Origin of the sequence: Streptomyces omiyaensis (assembly GCF_014650895.1) — a bacterium.
In the GTDB taxonomy this organism is placed as follows: Bacteria; Actinomycetota; Actinomycetes; order Streptomycetales; family Streptomycetaceae; genus Streptomyces; species Streptomyces omiyaensis.
In genome coordinates this window covers 222,225-244,276 of record NZ_BMVV01000006.1, presented here as the reverse complement: position 1 = coordinate 244,276, position 22,052 = coordinate 222,225, and the positions used below count along the sequence as shown (strand labels likewise).

Genomic DNA, 22,052 nt, shown 5'->3' with positions numbered 1-22,052 from the left:
GAGGCCCTGAAGGCCCTCAAGGACCTCAAGGGCCTTGAGGCCCCGGGGACACCTGAGGCATTTGCAGCTCCGGAGCGGCCGGTCCCGCCCGGGCCCTGACCTCCGGGGTCCACGCTCCCCGGACCACCCGTGCCGTCACCTCCGCCTCCACGCCGGTCACCGCGCACCGCACCAGCTCGGCGCCGTGCGCGGCGGCCACCCGGGCGGCCGCCGCGCACGCCTCCGGCCCGCCCCACAGCGCCCGGTCGGCGGCGGCGAGTGCCGCCAGGTCGGCGGCGCCGCCCGCCCGGTGCCGGACGGCCACCGCCTGCCCGAGCGCCAGCACCGCCGCGAAGACCACGCAGAGCGCGCAAGCCGCGAAGGCCGTCCACACGGTCGCGGCACCCCGGTCTCCGGCCGCCCCGCCCCTCACACCGGCCCACCTCCCCCGACCGCGTCCTCGGCGAGCGCCGCGGCTCCGGCGCGCAGGGTCACGCCCAGGCCACCCGGCCCCGGCGCGGCCGCCTCCACCGTCACCCGCCACCACTCCCCCTCGCGTGCCACCGCGACCCTGGCCCCCTCGGGCGCGGCGGCACGGGCCGCGGAGGCCACCGCCTCCGCGGACTCCGACCGGGCCGCCGCCCGCGCGCCGGCCCGGGCCGCGTCCACGCACCGGATCTGCGCGGCGGACGCGGCCAGCGCCCACAGCAGGGCCATCGTGAAGAGCGCGAGCACCGGGAGCACGATCGCCGCCTCCACGGTCACGGCGCCCCGGTCCCGTTCAGAACGGCGCATCGAGGGCCTTCGTGACCAGCGACTGCAGGGCGCCGGTGACGCTCCCGCTCGACATGACCTTGTAGAACATCGCGGCGACGCCCGCGGCCGTGAGCAGCCCCAGCGCGTACTCGACGGTGCTCATCCCGGTGTCGGTCCGCAGCGCCGCCCGCCGTGTCCGGAGGAACTCCCCCAGCGCCTTCCGCACCCACCCGCACGTCTTCCCCATCTCTCCCTCGTCCCTTCTCTCGTGTGCTCCCGCACGCGCATCGGTCGCGCGTGCGGGTTCTCTGGCTTTCTCTGGTTTCTCTGATTTCTCTGGTTCTCTGTCAGGTCGTCGTTCAGGGGCCGAGCAGCCCCGATGCCAGGCCGATCACCACGGGGGCCACTCCGACCGCGAGGAACGCCGGCAGGAAGCACAGGCCCACGGGGGCGCTAATCAGCACCTGGGCCCGGCGCGCCCGCGCGGCGGCGGTGCGGGCGCTCGCCGCCCGCAGCCCGGCGGCGTGCCGGGCCACCGCGTCCGCGGCGGGCGCCCCGGTGGCGCCGGCCCGCTCCATGCAGCGGGCGAGCCCCTCCGCGCCCGGTATCGCGCCGAACCTCCCCCACACCCCCGCCGGTTCGCCGCCGAGCCGGAGCTCGGCGGCCGTCCGCAGCAGCCGCGCGCCGAGCGGCCCGCCCAGCGAGTGCCCGACGGCCTCGGCCGCCTCCGCCGGTCCGGCCCCGGCCGAGGAGCAGGCCGCCAGCAGATCCGCCGCCAAGGGCAGTTGCCGCACCGCCTCGCGCTCCTCCGCGGTCTCCCGGGCGGCCCCGGCACGGCGCAGCCACCATCGGGCGCCGAGGACACCGCCGACGCCCGCGACGGGCACCGCAGCCCACCCGAGGAACACCCCCGCGCAGAGCACGGCACCGGCGACCCCGGCCCGCACCGGCACCGGCGTCTCCCGCAGCCAGGCCGGCGCCCGCGCCCCGTGCCCTCGCCCGCCGGACGGCCTCCCGGAGCGCCCGGCCCCTCCGCCCGCCGCCAACCCGCCGAGCCGGCGCCGGACCGCCCGCTCCCTTCGCGCCCTCCCCAGCCGGAGCCAGGCCAGACCGAGCAGCCAGCACCCCAGGAGCGACAGCGGTGCCGCCCCCGCGGGTTCACGCCACACCGCCGCCACCTCCCCGGACGATCCGCGCGGCCCACCACAGGCCGACCGCCTCCAGCCCGCAGCCGAGGAGGAGGCAGGCCCCTCCGGCGGGCGTGTGGAGCAGCACCCTCAGCGGTTCGGCGCCCAGGGCCGCGCCCATGCCGATCCCGGCCAGGGGAAGGGCCGCGAGCACCGCCACCGTCGCCCAGGCCCCTGCCAGTTCGGCCCGGAGCTCCTCGCGCCGCGCGTGCTGCTCGCGGAGGGCCGTCTCCAGCCGGTCGAGCCCCGCGGCGAGTCCCGCCCCGCCGTCGACGGCCACCTGCCAGCAGGCGGCCAGCCCCGCGAGCCCTTCGGCACCCTCCCGCCGGGCCGCGGTCCGCAGGGCCTGCGGCACGTCGCCGCCGAAGCCGATCGCGGCGAGCACCCGTGCCTCCTCGGGGCCGAGGGCGCCGGTGCGGCGGGCCGCGTGGGCGAGGGCGGGGCCGGGCCGCCCGCCCGCCCGCAGCTCGCCCCCCGCGGCCTCGCACAGCGCCACCACACGCCCGGCGACCGCCTCGCGCCCGGCGTGCCGGGCGACCGTCCGCAGCCGGCGCCGCACCAGCGGGACGGCCAGGGCACCGGCCAGCAGCGGCAGGGGCGACTCCCCCAGCAGCGCGACCGCTCCCGCGGCGGGCAGGCAGAGCCACTCGGGCCGGGCCCGGACCGCCGCCCACCGGCGCGCCACGGCCTCCCGGCCGGCGGTCCGGCCGCCGCCCGGCGCACCCGGGCCGGCCAGCAGCTCCGCCGCCCGCCGGACCGCCCGACGACGCTCTGCCGCCTGCCAGAGGGCGACGAGGACACCGGCACAGAGGAAGACCGCGGAGAGCCGGGCGGCCGTCACAGGGCACCTCCCAGCAGCGCGCGCAGCCGGGCCCAGCCCCGCTCGCGCTCGAAACCGGCCGGGTCCCAGCGGAGCGCGGGCACCGTCCGCACCAACCCGGCCCGGTCCCGCTCCAGGACGTGGACCTCGGCGATCCGGCGCCTCCCGTCGGCGTCCCGCACCACGTGCAGCACGGCGGACAGACCGGCACCCAACTGGCTGTGCAGAGCGGCCCGGTCGAGCCCCGCGGCGGTGCCGAGCGCCTCCAGCCGGGCGGGGACGTCGGCGGCGGTGTTGGCGTGGAGGGTCCCCGAACCGCCCTCGTGTCCCGTGTTGAGGGCCGCCAGGAGGTCGACGGCCTCGCCGCCGCGGACCTCGCCGACCACCAGCCGGTCGGGCCGCATCCGCAGCGCCTGGCGGACCAGGTCCCGGAGGGTGACGAGCCCGGCGCCCTCCTGGTTCGGCGGCCGGGCCTCCAGGCGCACCACGTGGGGGTGGTCCGGGCGCAGCTCGGCCGAGTCCTCGGCGAGGACGATCCGCTCCCGCTCCCCGACCAGCCCGAGGAGGGTGGCGAGGAGGGTCGTCTTCCCGCTCCCGGTCCCCCCGCTGACCAGGTAGGACACCCGGGCCTCGATCAGCGCGCGCAGGACCCGGTCACCGCCGGGCGGGACGGTCCCGGCGGCGGTCAGCTCCTCCAGGGTGAAGGCCCGGGGCCGCAGCACCCGCAGCGAGAGGCAGGTGGAGCCGACGGCGACCGGCGGGAGGACGGCGTGCATGCGGGTGCCGTCGGGCAGACGGGCGTCCACCCAGGGCCGGGCGTCGTCCAGGCGGCGTCCGGCCACCGCGGCGAGCCGCTGGGCGAGCCTGCGCACGGCGGGGGCGTCGGGGAAGACGACGGGCGCCCGCTCCAGTCCGGCGCCCCGGTCGACCCACACCCGGTCGGGCGCCGAGACGAGCACGTCGGTGACGTCGGGGTCGGCGAGCAGGGCCTCCAGCGGGCCCGCGCCGGTCAGCTCGGACCGCAGCTCCTCGGCGGCGCCCAGCACCTCGGCGTCCCCGAGGAGCCGGCCCTGGGCGCGCAGGGCGGCCGCCACCCGGGCCGGGGTCGGCTCGGCGCCGCTCGCCGCGAGCCGCTGTCGCACGGCGTCGAGGAGTCCGGCGCCGCCGGCGCGCGGGCCCTGGCCGCCGGCGCGCGGGACGGCCGGATCGGTGCCGACCGCGCCCGCGCCCGTCATGCCGCACCTCCGGCGGGCAGCGCGCGCTCCCAGAAGGCGGCGCAGAAGCGGCCGAGCGGGCCCCGGACCTCGGCACCCGGCGGGTCGCCCGCGTCCTGGGCGGTGGCGAGGCCGGGGTCGTAGGGGAGTTCGCCGGCGAGCGGGAGCCGCAGCGCGTCGGCGACCCAGCGCTCGTCGAGCCCGGCCGCGTAGGGTCCGCGGACGACGGCCCGCAGGTCGCGCACGCCCAGGGAGAGGGTGCCGGCGATGCGGTGCGCGGCCGCGACGGCCCGCAGCTCGCCGGGGACGACGAGGAGGCCGAGGTCGAGCTGGGCCAGCGTCTCCGCGACGGCCTCGTCGACGGCGCGCGGCAGGTCGACCACGACGACCCCTCCCCGGCGGCGGGCCGCGGCGAGCACGGACCGGACCGCCTCGGGCGGCACGGCGCCGGTGGGTTCCCGTCCCCAGCTGAGCACCCGCACGCCCCGGGCGGCGGGCAGCGACTCCTCCAGGGCTCCGCCGGCCAGCCGCCCCTTCGAGGCGGCGAAGTCGCCCCACCGCCGGCCCCGCTCCCGCTCGGCGCCGAGGAGCACGTCGAGGCCTCCGCCGAGCGGGTCGCCGTCGACGAGCAGGGTCCGCAGGCCGGTGCGGGCGGCGGCGAGCGCGAGCCCGCAGGCGAGGGTGGAGGCGCCGGCACCGCCCCGGCCGCCGACCACGCCGACGGTCAGCGCCGTCCGCCCGACGCCTTCGGCGGCGTCGGCGATCCGGTCGACGAGGAGGGACTCGGCCTCCGGCAGCCGCAGGACGCTGTCCGCGCCGATCTCGACGGCGAGCCGCCACTCCTCCGGGTCGTCCTGGGCCCGTCCGACGAGGACGACGCCGGGCCTGCGCGCGGCGCCGCGGCAGCGGGCCGCCACGTCCTGTCCGAGCAGCACGAGCGGGGGGTCGGTCCAGTCGGACCGCCGCTCGGGCACCCGGTGGTGCACCTCGGGCTCGACGCCGGCCGCGGCGCACAGCCGCAGCAGGTCGTCGAGGAGGAGGACGTCCTCGGTGAGGATCAGCGGACCGGGCCCGCGCCCCCCTTCCCGATCCCGCGCCCCGTCCCGATCCCGCGCTCCTTCGCCGTACCGGGCCCCTTCGTCGTACCGGTCCGTGTCCTCGTACGGCGCCTCGTGCCGGTCCCGGGCCGCTTTCCCCGACCGGGCCGCGTGCCCGTGCTCCGTGCCGCCGCCCCTGCCGGAAGCCGTGCGTTCCCGCATCGCGCACACCCCTCTCGTGATTCCCGTCGGCCGCGAACTTCGCGACGGGAATCACGGTGAGGGCGCCGTGGAAATCGTGCGGAGTCCACCGAAAAACTGTGGACAATCCACCGCCTGTGAATATCTCGGCCACTCCCCCGGGGCCTCCCCGGATCGCAGTCCCTCGACTACGCTGAGTGACGAAACGAGGGGCGGCGGCCCTGAGGACGGTCGGGCGCCGGACCGCACGAGAGAGGGGAGCGAGCGATGGCTCAGCGGGAGAAAACGGGTCCGGACATGCGACGACCCCCGCCGGGGGGGAGAGCGGGGGTCGTCTCTCCGGCCGACTCGGGGGGGGAGGAGCCGGACCGGGTTAGCACGGTCGCGAACGATCCGTGACTTCCATGGTGTACCCGAGAGCCTTCTCAGGCAAACCCACGCGCCCGAGCGTACGCCGAATGGCGGGCACCTATGCTCAGCGTTGTGGAAAACCACTCCTTGCCGCGCACAGCCGCCTTCTTTGACCTGGACAAGACGGTCATTGCGAAGTCCTCGACGCTGACCTTCAGCAAGTCCTTCTACCGGGGCGGGCTGATCAGCCGCCGTGCCGCCCTGCGGACCGCGTACATCCAGTTCGTGTTCCTCGTCGGCGGAGCCGATCACGACCAGATGGAGCGGATGCGCGAATATCTTTCCGCGCTCTGCAAAGGCTGGAACGTGGCCCAGGTCAAGGAGCTCGTCGCCGAGACCCTGCACGACCTGATCGACCCGATCATCTACGACGAGGCCGCCTCCCTCATCGAGGAGCACCACGCCGCCGGCCGCGACGTCGTGATCGTCTCCACCTCCGGCGCCGAGGTGGTCGAGCCGATCGGGGAGATGCTCGGGGCGGACCGGGTCGTCGCCACCCGGATGGTGGTCGGCGAGGACGGGTGCTTCACCGGCGAGGTGGAGTACTACGCCTACGGCCCGACCAAGGCCGAGGCGGTCCGCGAGCTGGCGAAGTCCGAGGGGTACGACCTCTCCCGCTGCTACGCCTACAGCGACTCGGCCACCGACATCCCCATGCTGGAGGCCGTCGGACACCCGTACGCGGTCAACCCGGACCGGACGCTGCGCCGCGAGGCGGTCGCCCGGGAGTGGCCGGTGCTCGCCTTCGACCGGCCGGTGCGGCTCAAGCAGCGGCTGCCGGACTTCCGGATGCCGCCCCGCCCCGCGCTCATGGCCGCGGCGGCCGTGGGAGCGGCGGCGGCCACGGCCGGGCTGGTCTGGTACGCCACCCGCCGGCGTCGCCGGGCCGCGGCGGCGGCCGCCCTCGCCGGACGGTGACGCCGGCGGGAGCCACGCGCAAAGAAGCGGAGCCACCACTTTCGCTTCCCCGCGGACAGGAGTAGAAAGGAATCAGGCCCGCGAGACCTGGGACATCCGAGAGGATCACCTGTTGAGCATCAAGGCCCCACGGACCTGACGCACAAAAACCTGGCACCCACGCGACGTCGACCCGTCGATTACGGGCCAGCCGCACCAGGCGAAGGGCAAAGTACCCCGCCTGATGGGCACATATCGAGGACGCTTGGTAACTGGGTGGACGTGCCAGCGGCGGTACCGCTCCTTGGTACCGCCGCAACCCATGTCCGGGGGGCCACAGGCCTCCCGGCCCCTCCCCCCGGCGTGACTCAGGCCGGCGCGACTCGGCCCGGCGTGACTCAGGCCGCTCCGCGCTGGAGCGCCTCGCAGACCGCCGTCGACTCGCGGACGCCGAGCTCTACCGCGCGGCCGCAGTGCGCGATCCACGCACCGACACCCTCCGGGGTACCGGTCAGGTACCCCTCGAAGGCCGCCAGGTAGGCGGCCCGGCCCTGCTCCGCGTGGCCGACCTCCGCCGGGCAGATGCCCTTCGGGTCGAGCCCGCTGCCCTCCAGGACGATCCGCTCCGCGGTCCGGGCGACCAGGCCGTTGTGCGAGGTGAAGGGGCGCAGGGCGAGCAGTTCGCCGTGGACCACCGCGGAGACGACCAGGGCCGGGGCCTCGCTGCCCGCGACGACGAGCTCCGCGAGGCCGTCGAGGCGGGCGGCGACCTCGTCGGGGTCCGGCAGGGGGGCCTCGATCAGCGGCTCGGCCACCGTCTCGCCGGCCTGGCGGGGGCGGCCCACCGAGTCCTGGTGCTCGCCCGACGCGACCAGGTGCAGCCGGGCCAGCACCCGGAGCGGCGACTGACGCCAGATGGAGAGCAGCTCGCCCGCCTCGGCGCTCAGGCGCAGGGCGGCGCCGACGGTGCGGGCCTCGGGATCGGCGCTGAAGTCGGTCCGGCGGCGGACCTCCTCCAGCGCCCAGTCGGCACCGGCCAGCGCGGCCGAGCCGCGGGCGCCGCGCAGCGCGGCCTCATGGGCGATCTCGTTGCTGCGGCGGCGCATCACGCGGTGGCCGTAGACCCGGTCGACGGCCTTGCGTACGGAGTCCACCGCATCGGCGACGCCCGGCAGGGCACCGAGGGCGGCCAAGGGGTCAGAGGCGTGCGTACTCATAGGTAGGGAGGCTACGCGCCCCGGAGGCCCGCCCCACGAAGGAGTGGTCTTCTTCATAGACCTTGACCACTAAGCGCGTTCATGCCACTACGCTAGGTGAACATGAAGATCGCTTTCGTCGGGAAGGGCGGCAGCGGCAAGACGACGCTGTCCTCGCTCTTCGTCCGCCACCTCGCCGCCACCGATTCGCCCGTCGTCGCCGTCGACGCGGACATCAACCAGCACCTGGGCGCCGCGCTCGGCCTCACCGAGGCGGAGGCGGCCGCGCTGCCCGCGATGGGGGCGCAGCTGCCCCTCATCAAGGAGTACCTGCGCGGCAGCAACCCGCGGATCGTCTCGGCCGAGACGATGATCAAGACGACGCCGCCCGGCTCGGGGTCGCGGCTGCTGCGGGTCCGCGAGGAGAACCCGGTGTACGAGGCGTGCGCGCGGCGGGTGCGGCTCGACCCCGGTGAGGTGCGGCTGATGGCGACGGGCCCGTTCACCGAGGCGGACCTCGGCGTGGCCTGCTACCACTCGAAGGTCGGCGCGGTGGAGCTGTGCCTGAACCACCTGGTGGACGGGGCCGGCGAGTACGTGGTCGTCGACATGACGGCGGGCTCGGACTCGTTCGCGTCGGGCATGTTCACCCGCTTCGACATGACCTTCCTGGTCGCCGAGCCGACCCGCAAGGGGGTGTCGGTGTACCGCCAGTACAAGGAGTACGCGCGGGACTTCGGCGTCGCGCTGAAGGTCGTCGGGAACAAGGTGCAGGGCCCGGACGACCTGGACTTCCTGCGCCAGGAGGTCGGCGAGGACCTGCTCGTCACGGTCGGCCACTCGGACTGGGTCCGCGCGATGGAGAAGGGCCGGCCCCCGCGCTTCGAGGAGCTGGAGCCGGAGAACCACGGCGCGCTGCGGGCCCTGCGGGAGGCGGCGGACGACACGTACGCGCACCGCGACCGGCGCCGCTACACGAGCCAGATGGTCCACTTCCACCTCCGCAACGCGGAGAGCTGGGGCAACGCGAAGACGGGCGCGGACCTGGCGGCGCAGGTCGACCCCGACTACGTCCTCGGCGAACCGGCCACCGCGGCCGCCCGCTGACACCGCCGGCGGCGGGCACCGCCACCCGCCCACCGACACCCCCGCCACCACCACCCGCGGCCACGGCCACACCCACCGGCGGGCACCGCCACCCGCCCACCGGCTCCCCGCCGCCACCGGCGGGCACGGCCACCCCACCGACAGACGAGCGCGCCCCCGGGTGCGCCCCGTCCCGAAATGCCGCCCGCTCCGGGTGTGCCCCGCCCCGAAATGCCGCCCGCCCCGGGGGCGGCCGCCCACCCCCCGACGTGCGCCCGCCCCCGGAGTCCGCATGGCGGGCTCCGGGGGCGGGTTCTCGGGCCGGATTCCCGAACCGGGTTCTCGGGCCGGATTCCCGAACCGGGCTCTCGGGCCGGGTTCCCGAACCGGGTTCCCGGTCTCGGGTCAGCTCTGGGCGGCCGGCTTCGTCGCCGGGGCGGCGGGGGCCGGCGGGGCGGCGAGGAAGGCGGGCCAGCCGCCGGCGGGGGCCTCGCCGACGTTCAGGGTGCGCATCTTGGCGACGACGGCGGGGTCCTGGGCGTCCAGCCAGTCCGCGAGCTGGCGGAAGGAGACGCACTTGACGTCCTTCTGGACGCAGACGGTGGCGATGGTCTCCTCGATGGCGCGCATGTAGGTGCCGCCGTTCCAGGACTCGAAGTGGTTGCCGATGACGACCGGCGCCCGGTTGCCCCGGTAGGAGCGCTCGAAGGCCTGGACGAGGCCGTCCCGCATCTGGTCGCCCCAGTACCGGTGCATGTTCGGGTCGCCCTGGGTGGTGCCGGGCGACTGGTTGACCATGAAGTTGTAGTCCATGGAGAGCGTCTGGAAGGCGCGGCCGGGGACCGGGACGAGGTGCATGGACAGGTCCCAGAGGCCCTGGTCCTTCTTCGGCCAGATCTGGTCGTTGACGCCGCTGGTGTCGTAGCGGAAGCCCAGCTCGGAGGCGGCCTTCACGAAGTTCGTCCGGCCCTCCAGACAGGGGGTGCGGGCCCCGACGAGCTCCTTGTCGTAGTCGAACGGGAGCGGCTGCTCGGCACGCAGGCCCGCGTTGGTCTTCCAGTTCTTGACGAAGGACTTGGCCTGCCGGATCTCGCTCTTCCACTCCTCCACGGACCAGGTGCCGACGCCGCCCTCGGCGCCGCAGAAGTGCCCGTTGAAGTGGGTGCCGATCTCGTTGCCCTCCAGCCACGCGCCGCGCAGTTCGCGGACGGTGTCGCGGATGCCCCCGGCGTCGTTGAAGCCGATGTCGGAGCGGCCGGCGGAGTGCTTGGGCGGGTCGTACATCGCCCGCTTCTCCTCCGGCAGGAGGTACACGCCGCTGAGGAAGTACGTCATGGTGGCGCCGTACTTCCTTCCGACGCCGCGGAAGTGGGAGAAGAGCTTCTGGCTGTCCTCGCCGGCGCCGTCCCAGGAGAAGACGACGAACTGCGGCGGGGTCTCGCCCGGCTTGAGCTTCGTCCACGTCGGCTGGTGGGGCTGGGCGCCGGTGTAGGCGGTGGAGCCGTCGCCGATCAGCCGGACGGGGCTCTCCGGCGCGGCCGCGGGCTTCTTCGCGGCGTCCGCGCCGGCTCCCTTGGTGCCCCCGGCGGCCGGGCCGGCCGGCTCCGAGCAGCCCGCCAGACCGCCGATCAGGGCGACGGCCAGCGCGCCGGCGGCCAGCGCCTTCCTCCGGAACGTACTTCCTCGCACGGCGGCTGACATCCGCCCACCTCTCTTCTCCGACTTCCCCGAGCACGGACACGAGCCGCGCGGCCACGGGCCGCGGACCGAAGGACCGCGGGCCACGAGCTGCCGGCCGCGTCAACGTCGCACCGCAGCCGTCGGAGCGATGAAACGACAAGCGGTAATTCGTTCCCCAATCACCGGAACCGGTGAACCATTGCCCTGTTTGCCCCGAAAATAATGCCGGAGACTTTACTCTCCATTACGATTCGTTTACTCAGAGTTGAGGTACCCGTTCGGCCCCGGAGGAGACCGGATGACCCTCTGCACCCCTGCCCGCACCCCCAACCGGCCGCGCGTCCAGCGGCCCCACAGCCCGCCCGGAGGCCGTCGCCGCCTCCGCCCCGCCGGCGCGGACGTCTCCGCGTCGATCGCCGTCTTCCTGATCGCGCTGCCGCTCTCGCTCGGCATCGCCCTCGCCACCGGAGCCCCGCTCCAGGCCGGACTGGTCGCCGCCGCCGTCGGCGGACTCGTCGCCGGCCGGCTCGGCGGCTCCCCGCTCCAGGTGAGCGGACCGGCCGCCGGCCTCACCGTCGTCACCGCCGAGCTGATCCAGCGGTACGGCTGGCGCACCACCTGCGCCATCACGGTCCTCGCCGGACTCGCCCAACTCGCCCTCGCCACCCTGAAGGTGGCCCGCTCGGCGCTCGCCGTCTCGCCCGCGATCGTGCACGGCATGCTGGGCGGCATCGGTGTCACCATCGCCCTGGCCCAGCTCCACATCGTCCTCGGCGGCACCCCGCAGAGCTCCGCGGTGGCCAACGCCCTCGGCCTGCCCGCGCAGTTGGCGCACGCCCGGCCCGCCGCGCTCACCATCAGCGCGCTGACCGTCGCCGTCCTGCTCTGCTGGCCCCGGCTGCCCGGCCGCGCGGGCCGGTGGGCGCGCAAGGCACCGGCCGCGCTGGTCGCCGTCGGCGGCGCGACCCTGCTCGCGGTCGCCACCGGGCTCACCGTGCCCCGCGTCGACCTGCCGTCCTGGAGCAGCCACGCGCTGCCGGGCCTCCCCGAGGGGCCGGTCCTCGGGATCGCCGCCGGGGTGCTCACCATCACCCTGGTGACCAGCGTGCAGTCGCTGCTCTCCGCCGTCGCCGTCGACAAGCTCGTCGCCGCCCGCGAGGACCGGGGCCGGGGCGTCCCGCGCTCCGACCTGGACCGCGAGCTGGCCGGCCAGGGCGTGGCCAACATGGTCTCGGGGGCGCTCGGCGGCCTCCCGGTCGCCGGGGTCGCGGTCCGCAGCGTGGCCAACGTGTCGGCGGGCGCGGTCAGCCGCGCCTCCACGATGCTGCACGGCCTGTGGATCGTGCTGGCCGCGCTGTTCCTGGTGCCCGCGATCGACCTGATCCCGCTGGCCGCCCTCGCCGCCCTCGTCATGGTGGTCGGCATCCAGATGGTGAGCATCACCCACATCCGTACGGTCACCCGCCACCGCGAGGTCGTGGTGTACGTGGTGACGCTGACCGGGGTCGTCCTGGTCGGCATCCTGGAGGGCGTCGCCCTCGGCATCGCGGTCGCGGTCGCGGTCGCGATGCAGCGCCTGGCCCGCACCCGGATCACCCGGGAGGACCGCGGGGGGCACCAGTTCCTCCGCGTGCGCGGCCAGTTGACCTTCCTCGCGGTGCCGCGGCTGAGCCGCGCGCTGCACCAGATCCCCACAGGCTCGGAGGTGACCGTGGAGCTGGACGGTTCGTTCATGGACCATGCCGCGTACGAGGCGCTGAACGACTGGACGACCGGCCATCTGGCGCACGGCGGCACGGTCGAGATGACCGGCCCCTCCGGGGGCCGCATCACCGGCTCCCCCGCCGTGACGTCCGCCGCGGACACCGCGCCGGACGTCACGGAGCCCGCCGGCCCGGACGCCGTCCGGGCGGCCTCCCCGCACGCCTGCTGCCGCCCCTGGACCCCCTGGCACAACCACCAGTGCGCCGAGCGCCCCGCGCCGCCGGCCGTCCCCGCCGAGCGGGCGCCGCGCCCGACCGGTCATCAGCTGGCCCACGGCATCGGCAAGTTCCAGCGGAACACCGCTCCGCTGGTCCGCGACGAGCTGGCCCGGCTCGCCCGGGAGGGCCAGAGCCCCTCGCAGCTCTTCCTCACCTGCGCCGACTCCCGGCTCGTCACCAGCATGATCACGTCCAGCGGTCCGGGCGACCTCTTCACCGTGCGCAACGTCGGCAATCTGGTGCCGCTGCCCGGCGAGGAGAGCGGGGACGACTCGGTGGCGGCGGCGATCGAGTACGCGGTGGACGTGCTGCGGGTGCAGTCGATCACCGTCTGCGGCCACTCCGGCTGCGGCGCCATGCAGGCCCTGCTCGGCGCCGGACCCGACGAGCCGGCCACCCCGCTGCGCCGCTGGCTGCGGCACGGCCGGCCCAGCCTGGAGCGGATGGCGAGCCGGCGGCACGCGTGGGCGCGGATCTCCGGCCGGCTGCCGGCGGACGCGGTCGAGCAGCTGTGCCTCACCAACGTGGTCCAGCAGCTGGAGCACCTGCGGGCGTACGAGTCGGTGGCGCGGCGCCTCGCGGACGGCAGCCTCACGCTCCACGGCATGTACTTCCACGTGGGCGAGGCGCAGGCGTACCTGCTCTCCGGGGACGAGGTGCGCGGCTACGACGACGTCTTCGACAGCGTCCCTCCGGCGGTCCTGGCGGCCCGGGCCTCCTGACGGCCCGCGCCCGTCCGGGCCCCGCCGGGCCCGTCCCGGCGGGGCCCGGACACCGCACCGGCGCCCTCCCGCCGCGCGTCCTGAACCTTTCCCGGCACGCGTCCGTGAGACTGTGTGGCCCCTTCTCCCTCCGCTCGGGACGAAGGGGCCCCCGTCCGTCAAGCCACTCACAGGTCTAAACCAATTCGCCTGAGCCTCTTGTCACCCGGGGCTTCGGGCTGATGAGCTATGACACGGGACACATACGCACAGAGGACGCCCTGGGAAAGGGAGATGTCGTGAGCAACGAGAGCCTGGCCAATCTGCTCCGGGAAGAGCGCCGTTTCGCGCCGCCCGCCGAGCTGGCCGCGCACGCCAACGTGACGGCGGAGGCGTACGAGCAGGCCGAGACGGACAGGCTGGGCTTCTGGGCCGAGCAGGCCAAGCGCCTGACCTGGGCCACCGAGCCGACCGAGACCCTCGACTGGTCGAACCCGCCGTTCGCCAAGTGGTTCGCCGACGGCGAGCTCAACGTGGCGTACAACTGCGTCGACCGGCACGTCGAGGCCGGACACGGCGACCGGGTCGCCATCCACTTCGAGGGCGAGCCGGGCGACAGCCGCGCGATCACCTACGCCGAGCTCAAGGACGAGGTCTCCCGGGCCGCCAACGCCCTGACCGAGCTGGGCGTCCGCAAGGGCGACCGGGTCGCCGTCTACCTGCCGATGATCCCCGAGGCCGCGATCACGATGCTGGCCTGCGCCCGCGTCGGCGCCGCCCACTCCGTCGTCTTCGGCGGCTTCTCCGCCGACGCCGTCGCCTCCCGGATCCAGGACGCCGACGCCAAGCTGGTCGTGACCGCCGACGGCGGCTACCGCCGCGGCAAGCCGTCCGCCCTCAAGCCGGCGATCGACGAGGCCGTCACCAAGTGTCCGCAGGTCGAGCACGTCCTGGTGGTCCGCCGCACGGGCCAGGACACCGCCTTCACCGAGGGCCGGGACGTCTGGTGGGACGACATCGTCGCCCGCCAGTCCACCGAGCACGCCCCGGAGGCCTTCCCGGCCGAGCACCCGCTCTTCATCCTCTACACCTCGGGCACCACGGGGAAGCCGAAGGGCATCCTGCACACCTCCGGCGGCTACCTCACCCAGGCCGCCTACACCCACCACGCCGTCTTCGACCTCAAGCCGGAGACCGACGTCTACTGGTGCACCGCCGACATCGGCTGGGTCACCGGCCACTCGTACATCGTCTACGGCCCGCTGGCCAACGGCGCGACGCAGGTCATGTACGAGGGCACCCCGGACACCCCGCACCAGGGCCGGTTCTGGGAGATCGTGCAGAAGTACGGCGTCACCATCCTCTACACGGCGCCGACCGCGATCCGCACCTTCATGAAGTGGGGCGACGACATCCCCGCGAAGTTCGACCTGTCGAGCCTGCGCGTGCTGGGCTCGGTCGGCGAGCCGATCAACCCCGAGGCGTGGGTCTGGTACCGCAAGCACATCGGCGGCGACCGCTGCCCGATCGTGGACACGTGGTGGCAGACCGAGACGGGCGCGATGATGATCAGCCCGCTCCCCGGCGTCACCGAGACCAAGCCGGGCTCCGCCCAGCGCCCGCTGCCCGGCATCTCCGCCACCGTCGTCGACGACGAGGCGAACGAGGTGCCGAACGGCGGCGGGGGCTACCTGGTGCTCACCGAGCCGTGGCCGTCGATGCTCCGCACCATCTGGGGCGACGACCAGCGCTTCATCGACACCTACTGGTCCCGCTTCGCGGGCAAGTACTTCGCCGGTGACGGCGCCAAGAAGGACGACGACGGCGACATCTGGCTGCTCGGCCGCGTCGACGACGTCATGCTCGTCTCCGGCCACAACATCTCGACCACCGAGGTCGAGTCGGCGCTCGTCTCCCACCCGTCGGTGGCCGAGGCGGCCGTCGTCGGCGCCGCCGACGAGACCACCGGCCAGGCGATCGTCGCCTTCGTCATCCTGCGCGGCACCGCGAGCGAGGACGAGTCCCTCGTCGCCGAGCTGCGCAACCACGTGGGCGCCACGCTCGGCCCGATCGCCAAGCCGAAGCGGATCCTCCCGGTCGCCGAGCTGCCGAAGACCCGCTCCGGCAAGATCATGCGCCGGCTGCTGCGCGACGTGGCGGAGAACCGCGAGCTGGGCGACGTCACCACGCTGACCGACTCCTCGGTCATGTCGCTCATCCAGACGCAGCTGCCCGCCGCCTCCAGCGAGGACTGAGCCCCGCAGCCGCTCGCGGAAGGGCCCGCCCCGGGTGCCGGGGCGGGCCCTTCCGCTTCCCCGCTCCGGGGCGCCGAAAGCCCCGTACCCCCCTAAAGTGATCCTCGCCGGACACACCTCGGGCTCGTTAGGTAAAGTAAGGACCGCGTCAGGAACGCGACAGAAAGACCTAGGTGCGCCGGGAAGTCTGGTCGGCATGTGCTGTGTGCTGCCCACCCGACCGGAGGCCCCCCGTGTCCACCGACCGCAACTTCCTCGGCAGGCTCTCCCTCCCGGAGCGCCGCCACCTCGCCGACGCCCTGCGCACCGAGACCGTCGGTGGTGTCCTGCTCCTCGTCGCCGCCGTCGCCGCGCTCGTCTGGGCCAACACCGCCCCCGGCAGCTACGAGGCCGTCTCCGGCTTCCACCTGGGCCCCGCCGCCCTCGGCCTCGACCTCTCGATCGCGCACTGGGCGGCCGACGGCCTCCTGGCGGTCTTCTTCTTCGTCGCCGGCATCGAGCTCAAGCGCGAGCTGGTCGCCGGCGAGCTGCGCGACCCCAAGGCCGCCGCCCTCCCCGTCATCGCGGCGATCTGCGGCATGGCCACCCCGGCCCTCGTCTACGTCCTGGTCAACGCCGTCGGCGGCGGCTCCATGGACGGCTGGGCGGTCCCCACCGCCACCGACATCGCCTTCGCGCTGGCCGTCCTCGCCGTCATCGGCACCTCGCTCCCCTCGGCGCTGCGCGCCTTCCTGCTCACCCTCGCCGTCGTCGACGACCTCTTCGCGATCCTGATCATCGCGGTCTTCTTCACCAGCGACCTGGACTTCGCCGCCCTCGGCGGCGCCTTCGCCGGCCTCGCCCTCTTCTGGTACCTGCTCCGCAAGGAGGTCCGCGGCTGGTACGTCTACGTCCCGCTGGCCCTGGTCGTCTGGGCCCTGATGTACAACAGCGGCGTGCACGCCACCATCGCCGGCGTCGCCATGGGCCTGATGCTCCGCTGCACCACCCGCGAGGGCGAGTCGCACTCCCCCGGCGAGCACGTCGAGCACCTGGTCCGCCCGCTCTCGGCCGGCCTCGCCGTCCCCCTCTTCGCGCTCTTCTCGGCGGGCGTGACCATGTCCAGCGAGGCTCTCCGGGACGTCTTCACCCAGCCCGTCACCCTCGGCGTCGTCCTCGGCCTGGTTGTCGGCAAGGCGATCGGCATCTTCGGCGGCACCTGGCTGGCGGCCCGCTTCACCAGGGCGGAGCTCAACCCCGAGCTGTCCTGGCCGGACGTCTTCGCCGTCGCCTCCCTCGCCGGGATCGGCTTCACCGTCTCCCTCCTCATCGGCGAACTCGCCTTCGAGGGCGACGCGGCCCTCACCGAGGAGGTCAAGGCCGCCGTCCTCATGGGCTCGCTCATCGCCGCGGCCGTGGCCACGCTCCTGCTCAAGCTGCGCGTCCGGAAGTACCAGCTGCTCGTCGCCGAGGAGGACCGGGACGACGACCAGGACGGCATTCCCGACGTGTACGAGGAGGGCACCGAGGCGTACCACCTCCGGATGGCGGAGATCCTGGAGCGGAGGGCCGCGGAGCACCGCGAGCGCGCCCGACTGGCGGGGGCACCGCGCGACGGGGCCGACCGTCCGGCATGATCTGACTCGGACCGTACAAAAGGAGAGGGAGAGCGATGAGCGACCCGTTCGACGGAACCGAGCGCAGCCTCGGCCAGCTGGTCGCCTCGGCGACCGCCGAGATGTCCGCACTGGTGCACGACGAGATCGCCCTGGCCAAGGCCGAGCTCCGGCAGGACGTCAAGCGCGGCGCGATCGGCGGTGCCGCGGGCATCACCGCCGCCGTGGTGCTGCTGTTCTCGCTGCCGATGCTGAGCTTCGCGCTGGCGTACGCCATCAACACCTGGACCGGCGGGCACAACGGCAACGGCGGCTGGAACCTCGTCTGGTGCTTCCTGCTGTCCTTCGCCTTCAACGTGATCGTCGCCGGCATCCTCGGCTTCGTCGCGGTCTCCAAGTTCAAGAAGGTGAAGCCGCCGGAGAAGTCCATCGCGTCGGCGAAGCAGACCGCAGCGATCATGGAGAACGTGAAGCCGCACCCCCGTCCGGAGGGTGTCCCGGCCGCCGAGGTGACGATGGCCAAGGCCCAGTCTGTGGCACGCTCGTCCGTATGACCCTCCCCGAGAGCAGCACCCCCGGCGGCGGGCCCGTACGCCTCGACGGTCCGTGGACCCACCGTGACGTCGCGGCCAACGGCGCCCGCTTCCACATCGCCGAGATGGGCGACGGCCCCCTCGTGCTGCTGCTGCACGGCTTCCCGCAGTTCTGGTGGACCTGGCGCCACCAGCTGCCGGCGCTCGCCGAGGCGGGCTTCCGGGCGGTCGCGATGGACCTGCGCGGGGTCGGCGGCAGCGACCGCACCCCCCGGGGCTACGACCCCGCCAACCTGGCCCTCGACATCACCGGCGTGGTCCGCTCGCTCGGCGAGCCGGACGCCGCGCTCGTCGGCCACGACCTGGGCGGCTACCTGGCCTGGACGGCCGCGGTCATGCGGCCCAAGCTGGTCCGCCGCCTGGTGGTCTCCTCGATGCCGCACCCGCGCCGCTGGCGCTCGGCGATGCTCTCCGACTTCGCGCAGTCCCGGGCCGGTTCGCACATCTGGGGCTTCCAGCGGCCGTGGCTGCCGGAGCGTCAGCTGGTCGCCGAGGACGCCGAGCTGGTGGGCCGTCTGATCCGGGAGTGGTCGGGGCCGCGCCCCGTCGAGGACGAGGCGGTCGAGGCGTACCGGCGGGCGATGCTCGTCCCGTCCACCGCGCACTGCTCGATCGAGCCGTACCGCTGGCTGGTCCGCTCGCTGGCCCGCCCCGACGGCATCCAGTTCAACCGGCGCATGAAGCGGCCGGTCCGGGTGCCGACGCTGCACCTGCACGGCTCGCTGGACCCGGTGATGCGCACCCGCAGCGCCGCGGGCTCGGGCGAGTACGTGGAGGCCCCCTACCGCTGGCGGCTCTTCGACGGCCTCGGTCACTTCCCCCACGAGGAGGACCCGGTCGCCTTCACGACGGAGCTCGTGAACTGGCTGAAGGACCCCGAGCCGGACCGCTGACCCCGCCGCGGGCCCCGCCCGCACGGGTTTGCGTCGAACGGCCATGTGCCCCGCGCATACTCCGATTGGCGGGCCCCCGAGCGGTTACCGAGCCCGGAGCCCGGGCACACGTCCCGGTATGGGCTGGACGCACGACTTCAGTGACACGGCACGCGACCGCCGCTCCGCCTCCGGGCCGGGCTCCCGCGAGCGGGGAGGTCCGCCGGACCAGGGCCGCGCTCCCGGCGGGCAGGTCGGGATCTCACGCATCCTCAGGCGGCGCGCCCGCTGGGTCTCCGCCCGGCTCCGCCACCCCCGCGACACCCCCTAGACCACCGGGCCCGGCCCGCCCGGCGCCCGGGTCACCGGATGCCCGGACCGCCGGGCTCCCGGCCGTCCGGGGTCAGAGGGCGCAGCCGTCGGTGTCCACCTGCTGGTTCGCGGTGCGGCCGCGCTCGATGTCCTCGCGGATCTCGTCGACCGTCAGCGCGTACCCCGTGTTGGCGTCGTCGCGGGAGCGGGCGAAGATCACGCCCGAGACCGTGCCGTCCTCGGTGAGGAGCGGGCCTCCGGAGTTGCCCTGACGGACCGTCGTGTACAGCGAGTAGACCTCCCTGCGCACCTCGCCCCGGTGGTAGATGTCGGGGCCGTCGGCGCTGATCCGGCCGCGCACGCGGGCGGAGCGGACGTCGTACGAGCCGTTCTCGGGGAAGCCGGCGACGATGGCGTCGTCCCCGCTGTGCGCCTCCTGGTCGGTGAAGCGCAGCGGGGCGGCCTCCAGGTCCGGCACGTCGAGGACGGCGATGTCCCGGCGCCAGTCGTAGAGCACGACCTTGGCGTCGTACAGCCGGCCCACGCCGCCGATCTGCACGGTGGGCTCGTCGACGCCGCCGACCACGTGCGCGTTGGTCATCACCCGGCGGTCGGAGAAGACGAAGCCGGTGCCCTCCAGGACCTTGCCGCAGCTCGGGGCGGTACCGACGACCTTGACGATCGAGCGCTGGGCGAGGGTCGCGACGGGGCTGCCGGCGAGCCGGGGGTCGGGGGGCAGCACCTCGGTGATGGGCTCGTTGGCGAAGGGGCTGAAGACCTGGGGGAAGCCGCTGCGGGCGAGGGTGGAGCTGAAGTCGGCGAACCAGGCGCCGACCTGATCGGGCATCACCCGGGAGGCGCCCTGGAGCACCTTGGAGCCGCGCACCTCCTTGCCCAGGGTGGGCATCGAGGTGCCGGCGAGGGCCGAGCCGATCAGCCAGGCCACGAGGAGCATGGCGACCACGTTGACCAGCGCGCCGCCGGTGGCGTCGAGGGCGCGGGCCGGGGACCAGGTGATGTGGCGGCGGAGCTTGTTGCCGAGGTGGGTGGTGAAGGCCTGGCCGACGGAGGCGCAGACGATCACCGCCATCACGAAGATGACGGTCACCGAGGTGGAGACCTCGCTCTTGTCGGTGAGCTGGTCCCACAGGATCGGCAGCAGCCACATGGCCACCAGTCCGCCGCCGAGGAAGCCCACCACCGAGAGGATGCCGACCACGAAGCCCTGGCGGTAGCCGATGATCGCGAACCACACGGCCGCGAGCAGCAGCAGGATGTCCAGCACGTTCACGGTCGTCAGCCTCGCAGGTTCGGTTCCGGTCGCCGATTCTTCTCCGGTCGCCCGGGGAGCCAGCCTGTCATGACCGCCAGTCGAGCGGGACCTTACGGGAGGTGTCCCAGGGGCGCTCCCAGCCCGCGAAGTGCAGCAGTCTGTCGATCACTCCGGCGGTGAAACCCCAGACCAGGGCGGACGCGACGAGGAAGGCGGGGCCCGCGTGACCGGCCGGGTGGACGGCGGTGGCGCGGTTGGCCGGATCCGTGAGATCCGCCACGGGCACCGTGAAGACCCGGGCGGTCTCGGCGGGGTCGACGGCGCCGACCGGGCTCGGTTCGCGCCACCAGCCGAGGACGGGGGTGACGACGAAGCCGCTGACCGGGATGTAGAGCCGGGGCAGCACGCCGAAGAGCTGGACGCCGGCCGGGTCGAGGCCGGTCTCCTCCTCGGCCTCGCGCAGGGCGGCCCGCAGCAGTCCGCCGTCGGCCGGGTCGCCGTCCTCGGGGTCGAGGGCGCCGCCGGGGAAGGAGGGCTGCCCGGCGTGCGAGCGGAGGCTGCCGGCCCGCTCCATGAGGAGCAGTTCGGGGCCGCGCTCGCCGTCGCCGAAGAGGACGAGGACGGCGGACTGGCGGCCGGCGCCGCTCTCGGGCGGCAGGAAGCGGCTCAGCTGCTCGGGCGCGACCGTGCGCGCGGCCCGGTCGACCGGCGCGAGCCAGTCGGGCAGGCCTTCCCGGTCCAGCAGGCCGCCGGTGCCGGGGTCGTAGGTCTCTTCGTCCGTGCGCGTCATGGGCACCCCCGTGTCGTCCAACGCCGTCGTCGTGCCTCCGCGTTCCCGGAGGTCCGTCCCGTGCTCACTCCGCCCCGGAGGGACGCTGTACGGCCCCGGGGGCCACGCCGGGCGCGGGAGGCGCGGGGCGGCCGGGGTAGTCGGCGGGCGGGTTGAGGCGCTGGCCGGGGTAGCCGCCCTTCTCGTACTTGAGCAGCTTCCGCGCCTTCTCGGGGTCGGTCTCGCCCTCCCCGTAGGCCGGGCAGAGGTGGGTGATGGGGCAGGCCCCGCAGGCGGGTCTGCGGGCGTGGCAGATGCGGCGGCCCTGGAAGATCACCCGGTGCGAGAGCATCGTCCAGTCGCTCTTCGGGAAGATCCCGGCGATCTCGGCCTCGATCTTGACCGGGTCGTCGGACTCGGTCCACCGCCAGCGGCGGGCGAGCCGCATGAAGTGGGTGTCGACGGTGATGCCGGGGACGCCGAAGGCGTTGCCGAGCACGACGAAGGCGGTCTTGCGGCCGACGCCGGGGAGCTTCACCAGGTCCTCCAGGCGGCCGGGGACCTCACCGCCGTGCTCGTCCCTGAGGGCCGCGGCCAGGCCCATGATCGACCTGGTCTTGGCGCGGAAGAAGCCGGTCGGCCGGATGAGTTCCTCGACCTCCTCGGGGACGGCCGCGGCCAGGTCCTCGGGGGTGGGGTACCGGGCGAAGAGCGCGGGGGTCGTCTGGTTCACCCGCAGGTCGGTGGTCTGCGCGGAGAGCACGGTGGCGACCAGGAGCTCGAAGGGGTCGCGGAAGTCGAGCTCGGGATGGGCGTACGGGAACACCTCCGCGAGCTCCCGGTTGATCCGCCGCGCCCGCCGCACCATGCCGAGCCGCGACTCGGCCTTGGGGGACGCCTTGACGGTGGTCTTGGCCGCGGACTTCGCGGGCGCCTTCGCGGAGGTCCCGGCGGGCGCCTTCGCCGAGGTCCTCGCGGGCGCCTTCGCGACCGCCCCGGACTTCCTCCCGGCCGTCACGGGCTTCTTCCCCGTCACCGCCCGCGGGGACGAATCATCCCGATTCGCCCCATTCGACCGCTTCGACGCGCCGTGTTCGCCCACAGCGGAATTCCCTTCGGCCGACACTCTTCCAGCCCCCTTGGCCTGCGTTCTCACCGGCGAGTTGGACACCCGGCCAGCCTAGGGGCCGGGGCCGACATCCGCCCCGCCCGCCGCCGATCGGACCCCGATCGGGC

The 22,052-nt window shown here is 74.5% G+C and carries 20 protein-coding genes; 8 read left to right on the top strand and 12 right to left on the bottom strand.

The window, feature by feature from the left end:
• Window positions 1–25: 25 nt before the first annotated feature.
• From IE287_RS12890 to ssd, 7 genes are all read right to left on the bottom strand, one after another.
• Window positions 26–412 carry an Rv3654c family TadE-like protein gene (locus IE287_RS12890; protein ID WP_189849123.1) on the bottom strand — a complete coding sequence of 129 codons (387 nt, stop codon included), beginning with the start codon at window positions 410–412 and terminating at the stop codon, window positions 26–28.
• Window positions 409–774, bottom strand: coding sequence for a TadE family type IV pilus minor pilin (locus IE287_RS12885; RefSeq protein WP_189849122.1), 366 nt, complete (start codon window positions 772–774; stop codon window positions 409–411). The genes IE287_RS12890 and IE287_RS12885 overlap by 4 nt, the downstream gene beginning before the upstream one ends.
• The gene (locus IE287_RS12880; protein WP_189849121.1) at window positions 761–982 is read right to left on the bottom strand and encodes a DUF4244 domain-containing protein; all 222 of its coding nucleotides are present in this window, start codon (window positions 980–982) and stop codon (window positions 761–763) included. Before IE287_RS12880 ends, IE287_RS12885 begins: the two co-directional genes overlap by 14 nt.
• 112 nt (window positions 983–1,094) lie before the next feature.
• Entirely contained in the window at window positions 1,095–1,874 is a 780-nt protein-coding gene (locus IE287_RS12875; RefSeq protein ID WP_194690233.1) for a type II secretion system F family protein, read from the bottom strand.
• 19 nt (window positions 1,875–1,893) lie between these two features.
• A complete protein-coding gene (locus tag IE287_RS12870) occupies window positions 1,894–2,763 on the bottom strand; it encodes a type II secretion system F family protein (RefSeq protein WP_229883447.1) in 870 nt (289 codons plus the stop codon).
• Window positions 2,760–3,977 carry a TadA family conjugal transfer-associated ATPase gene (locus tag IE287_RS12865; protein ID WP_229883446.1) on the bottom strand — a complete coding sequence of 406 codons (1,218 nt, stop codon included), beginning with the start codon at window positions 3,975–3,977 and terminating at the stop codon, window positions 2,760–2,762. Before IE287_RS12865 ends, IE287_RS12870 begins: the two co-directional genes overlap by 4 nt.
• Window positions 3,974–5,215, bottom strand: a complete 1,242-nt coding sequence (ssd, locus tag IE287_RS12860) for a septum site-determining protein Ssd (protein WP_229883445.1) — start codon at window positions 5,213–5,215, stop codon at window positions 3,974–3,976. Before ssd ends, IE287_RS12865 begins: the two co-directional genes overlap by 4 nt.
• A gap of 450 nt (window positions 5,216–5,665) precedes the next feature.
• Here ssd and IE287_RS12855 point away from each other — a divergent pair, with 450 nt between their 5' ends.
• A complete protein-coding gene (locus tag IE287_RS12855) occupies window positions 5,666–6,523 on the top strand; it encodes an HAD family hydrolase (protein WP_189849120.1) in 858 nt (285 codons plus the stop codon).
• 377 nt (window positions 6,524–6,900) lie between these two features.
• Here the strand turns inward: IE287_RS12855 and IE287_RS12850 are convergent, their stop codons facing one another.
• A complete protein-coding gene (locus tag IE287_RS12850; RefSeq protein WP_189849119.1) occupies window positions 6,901–7,719 on the bottom strand; it encodes a Fic family protein in 819 nt (272 codons plus the stop codon).
• 102 nt (window positions 7,720–7,821) lie between these two features.
• On the opposite strand from IE287_RS12850, the gene IE287_RS12845 reads away from it, so the two are divergent.
• Window positions 7,822–8,805, top strand: a complete 984-nt coding sequence (locus IE287_RS12845) for an ATP-binding protein (RefSeq protein ID WP_189849118.1) — start codon at window positions 7,822–7,824, stop codon at window positions 8,803–8,805.
• Between the two features lie 384 nt (window positions 8,806–9,189).
• Here the strand turns inward: IE287_RS12845 and IE287_RS12840 are convergent, their stop codons facing one another.
• The gene (locus tag IE287_RS12840) at window positions 9,190–10,485 is read right to left on the bottom strand and encodes a polysaccharide deacetylase family protein (RefSeq protein ID WP_189849117.1); all 1,296 of its coding nucleotides are present in this window, start codon (window positions 10,483–10,485) and stop codon (window positions 9,190–9,192) included.
• Between the two features lie 277 nt (window positions 10,486–10,762).
• Between IE287_RS12840 and IE287_RS12835 the strand changes: the two genes are divergently transcribed.
• The 6 genes from IE287_RS12835 (at window position 10,763) to IE287_RS38480 (ending at window position 18,793) form a co-directional block, all read left to right on the top strand.
• Window positions 10,763–13,168 carry a SulP family inorganic anion transporter gene (locus IE287_RS12835; protein ID WP_189849116.1) on the top strand — a complete coding sequence of 802 codons (2,406 nt, stop codon included), beginning with the start codon at window positions 10,763–10,765 and terminating at the stop codon, window positions 13,166–13,168.
• 278 nt (window positions 13,169–13,446) lie between these two features.
• Window positions 13,447–15,402 carry an acetate--CoA ligase gene (acs, locus tag IE287_RS12830; protein ID WP_189849115.1) on the top strand — a complete coding sequence of 652 codons (1,956 nt, stop codon included), beginning with the start codon at window positions 13,447–13,449 and terminating at the stop codon, window positions 15,400–15,402.
• 233 nt (window positions 15,403–15,635) lie between these two features.
• The gene (gene nhaA, locus IE287_RS12825; RefSeq protein WP_229883444.1) at window positions 15,636–17,018 is read left to right on the top strand and encodes a Na+/H+ antiporter NhaA; all 1,383 of its coding nucleotides are present in this window, start codon (window positions 15,636–15,638) and stop codon (window positions 17,016–17,018) included.
• A gap of 35 nt (window positions 17,019–17,053) precedes the next feature.
• Window positions 17,054–17,551, top strand: a complete 498-nt coding sequence (locus IE287_RS12820; protein ID WP_189849113.1) for a phage holin family protein — start codon at window positions 17,054–17,056, stop codon at window positions 17,549–17,551.
• On the top strand, window positions 17,548–18,483 hold the full coding sequence (locus IE287_RS12815; protein WP_189849112.1) for an alpha/beta fold hydrolase: 936 nt from the start codon (window positions 17,548–17,550) through the stop codon (window positions 18,481–18,483). The genes IE287_RS12820 and IE287_RS12815 overlap by 4 nt, the downstream gene beginning before the upstream one ends.
• A 118-nt stretch (window positions 18,484–18,601) precedes the next feature.
• Window positions 18,602–18,793 carry a hypothetical protein gene (locus IE287_RS38480; protein ID WP_229883443.1) on the top strand — a complete coding sequence of 64 codons (192 nt, stop codon included), beginning with the start codon at window positions 18,602–18,604 and terminating at the stop codon, window positions 18,791–18,793.
• A gap of 72 nt (window positions 18,794–18,865) precedes the next feature.
• On the opposite strand, the gene IE287_RS12810 is transcribed toward IE287_RS38480, so the two are convergent.
• From IE287_RS12810 to nth, 3 genes are all read right to left on the bottom strand, one after another.
• Window positions 18,866–20,065, bottom strand: coding sequence for a MarP family serine protease (locus IE287_RS12810; protein ID WP_189849111.1), 1,200 nt, complete (start codon window positions 20,063–20,065; stop codon window positions 18,866–18,868).
• A 67-nt stretch (window positions 20,066–20,132) separates the two neighbouring features.
• A complete protein-coding gene (locus tag IE287_RS12805) occupies window positions 20,133–20,837 on the bottom strand; it encodes an NUDIX hydrolase (protein ID WP_189849110.1) in 705 nt (234 codons plus the stop codon).
• A 64-nt stretch (window positions 20,838–20,901) separates the two neighbouring features.
• Window positions 20,902–21,987: an endonuclease III gene (nth, locus tag IE287_RS12800; protein WP_229883442.1), complete on the bottom strand. Its 1,086-nt coding sequence runs from the start codon at window positions 21,985–21,987 to the stop codon at window positions 20,902–20,904.
• Between the last annotated feature and the right edge of the window lie 65 nt (window positions 21,988–22,052).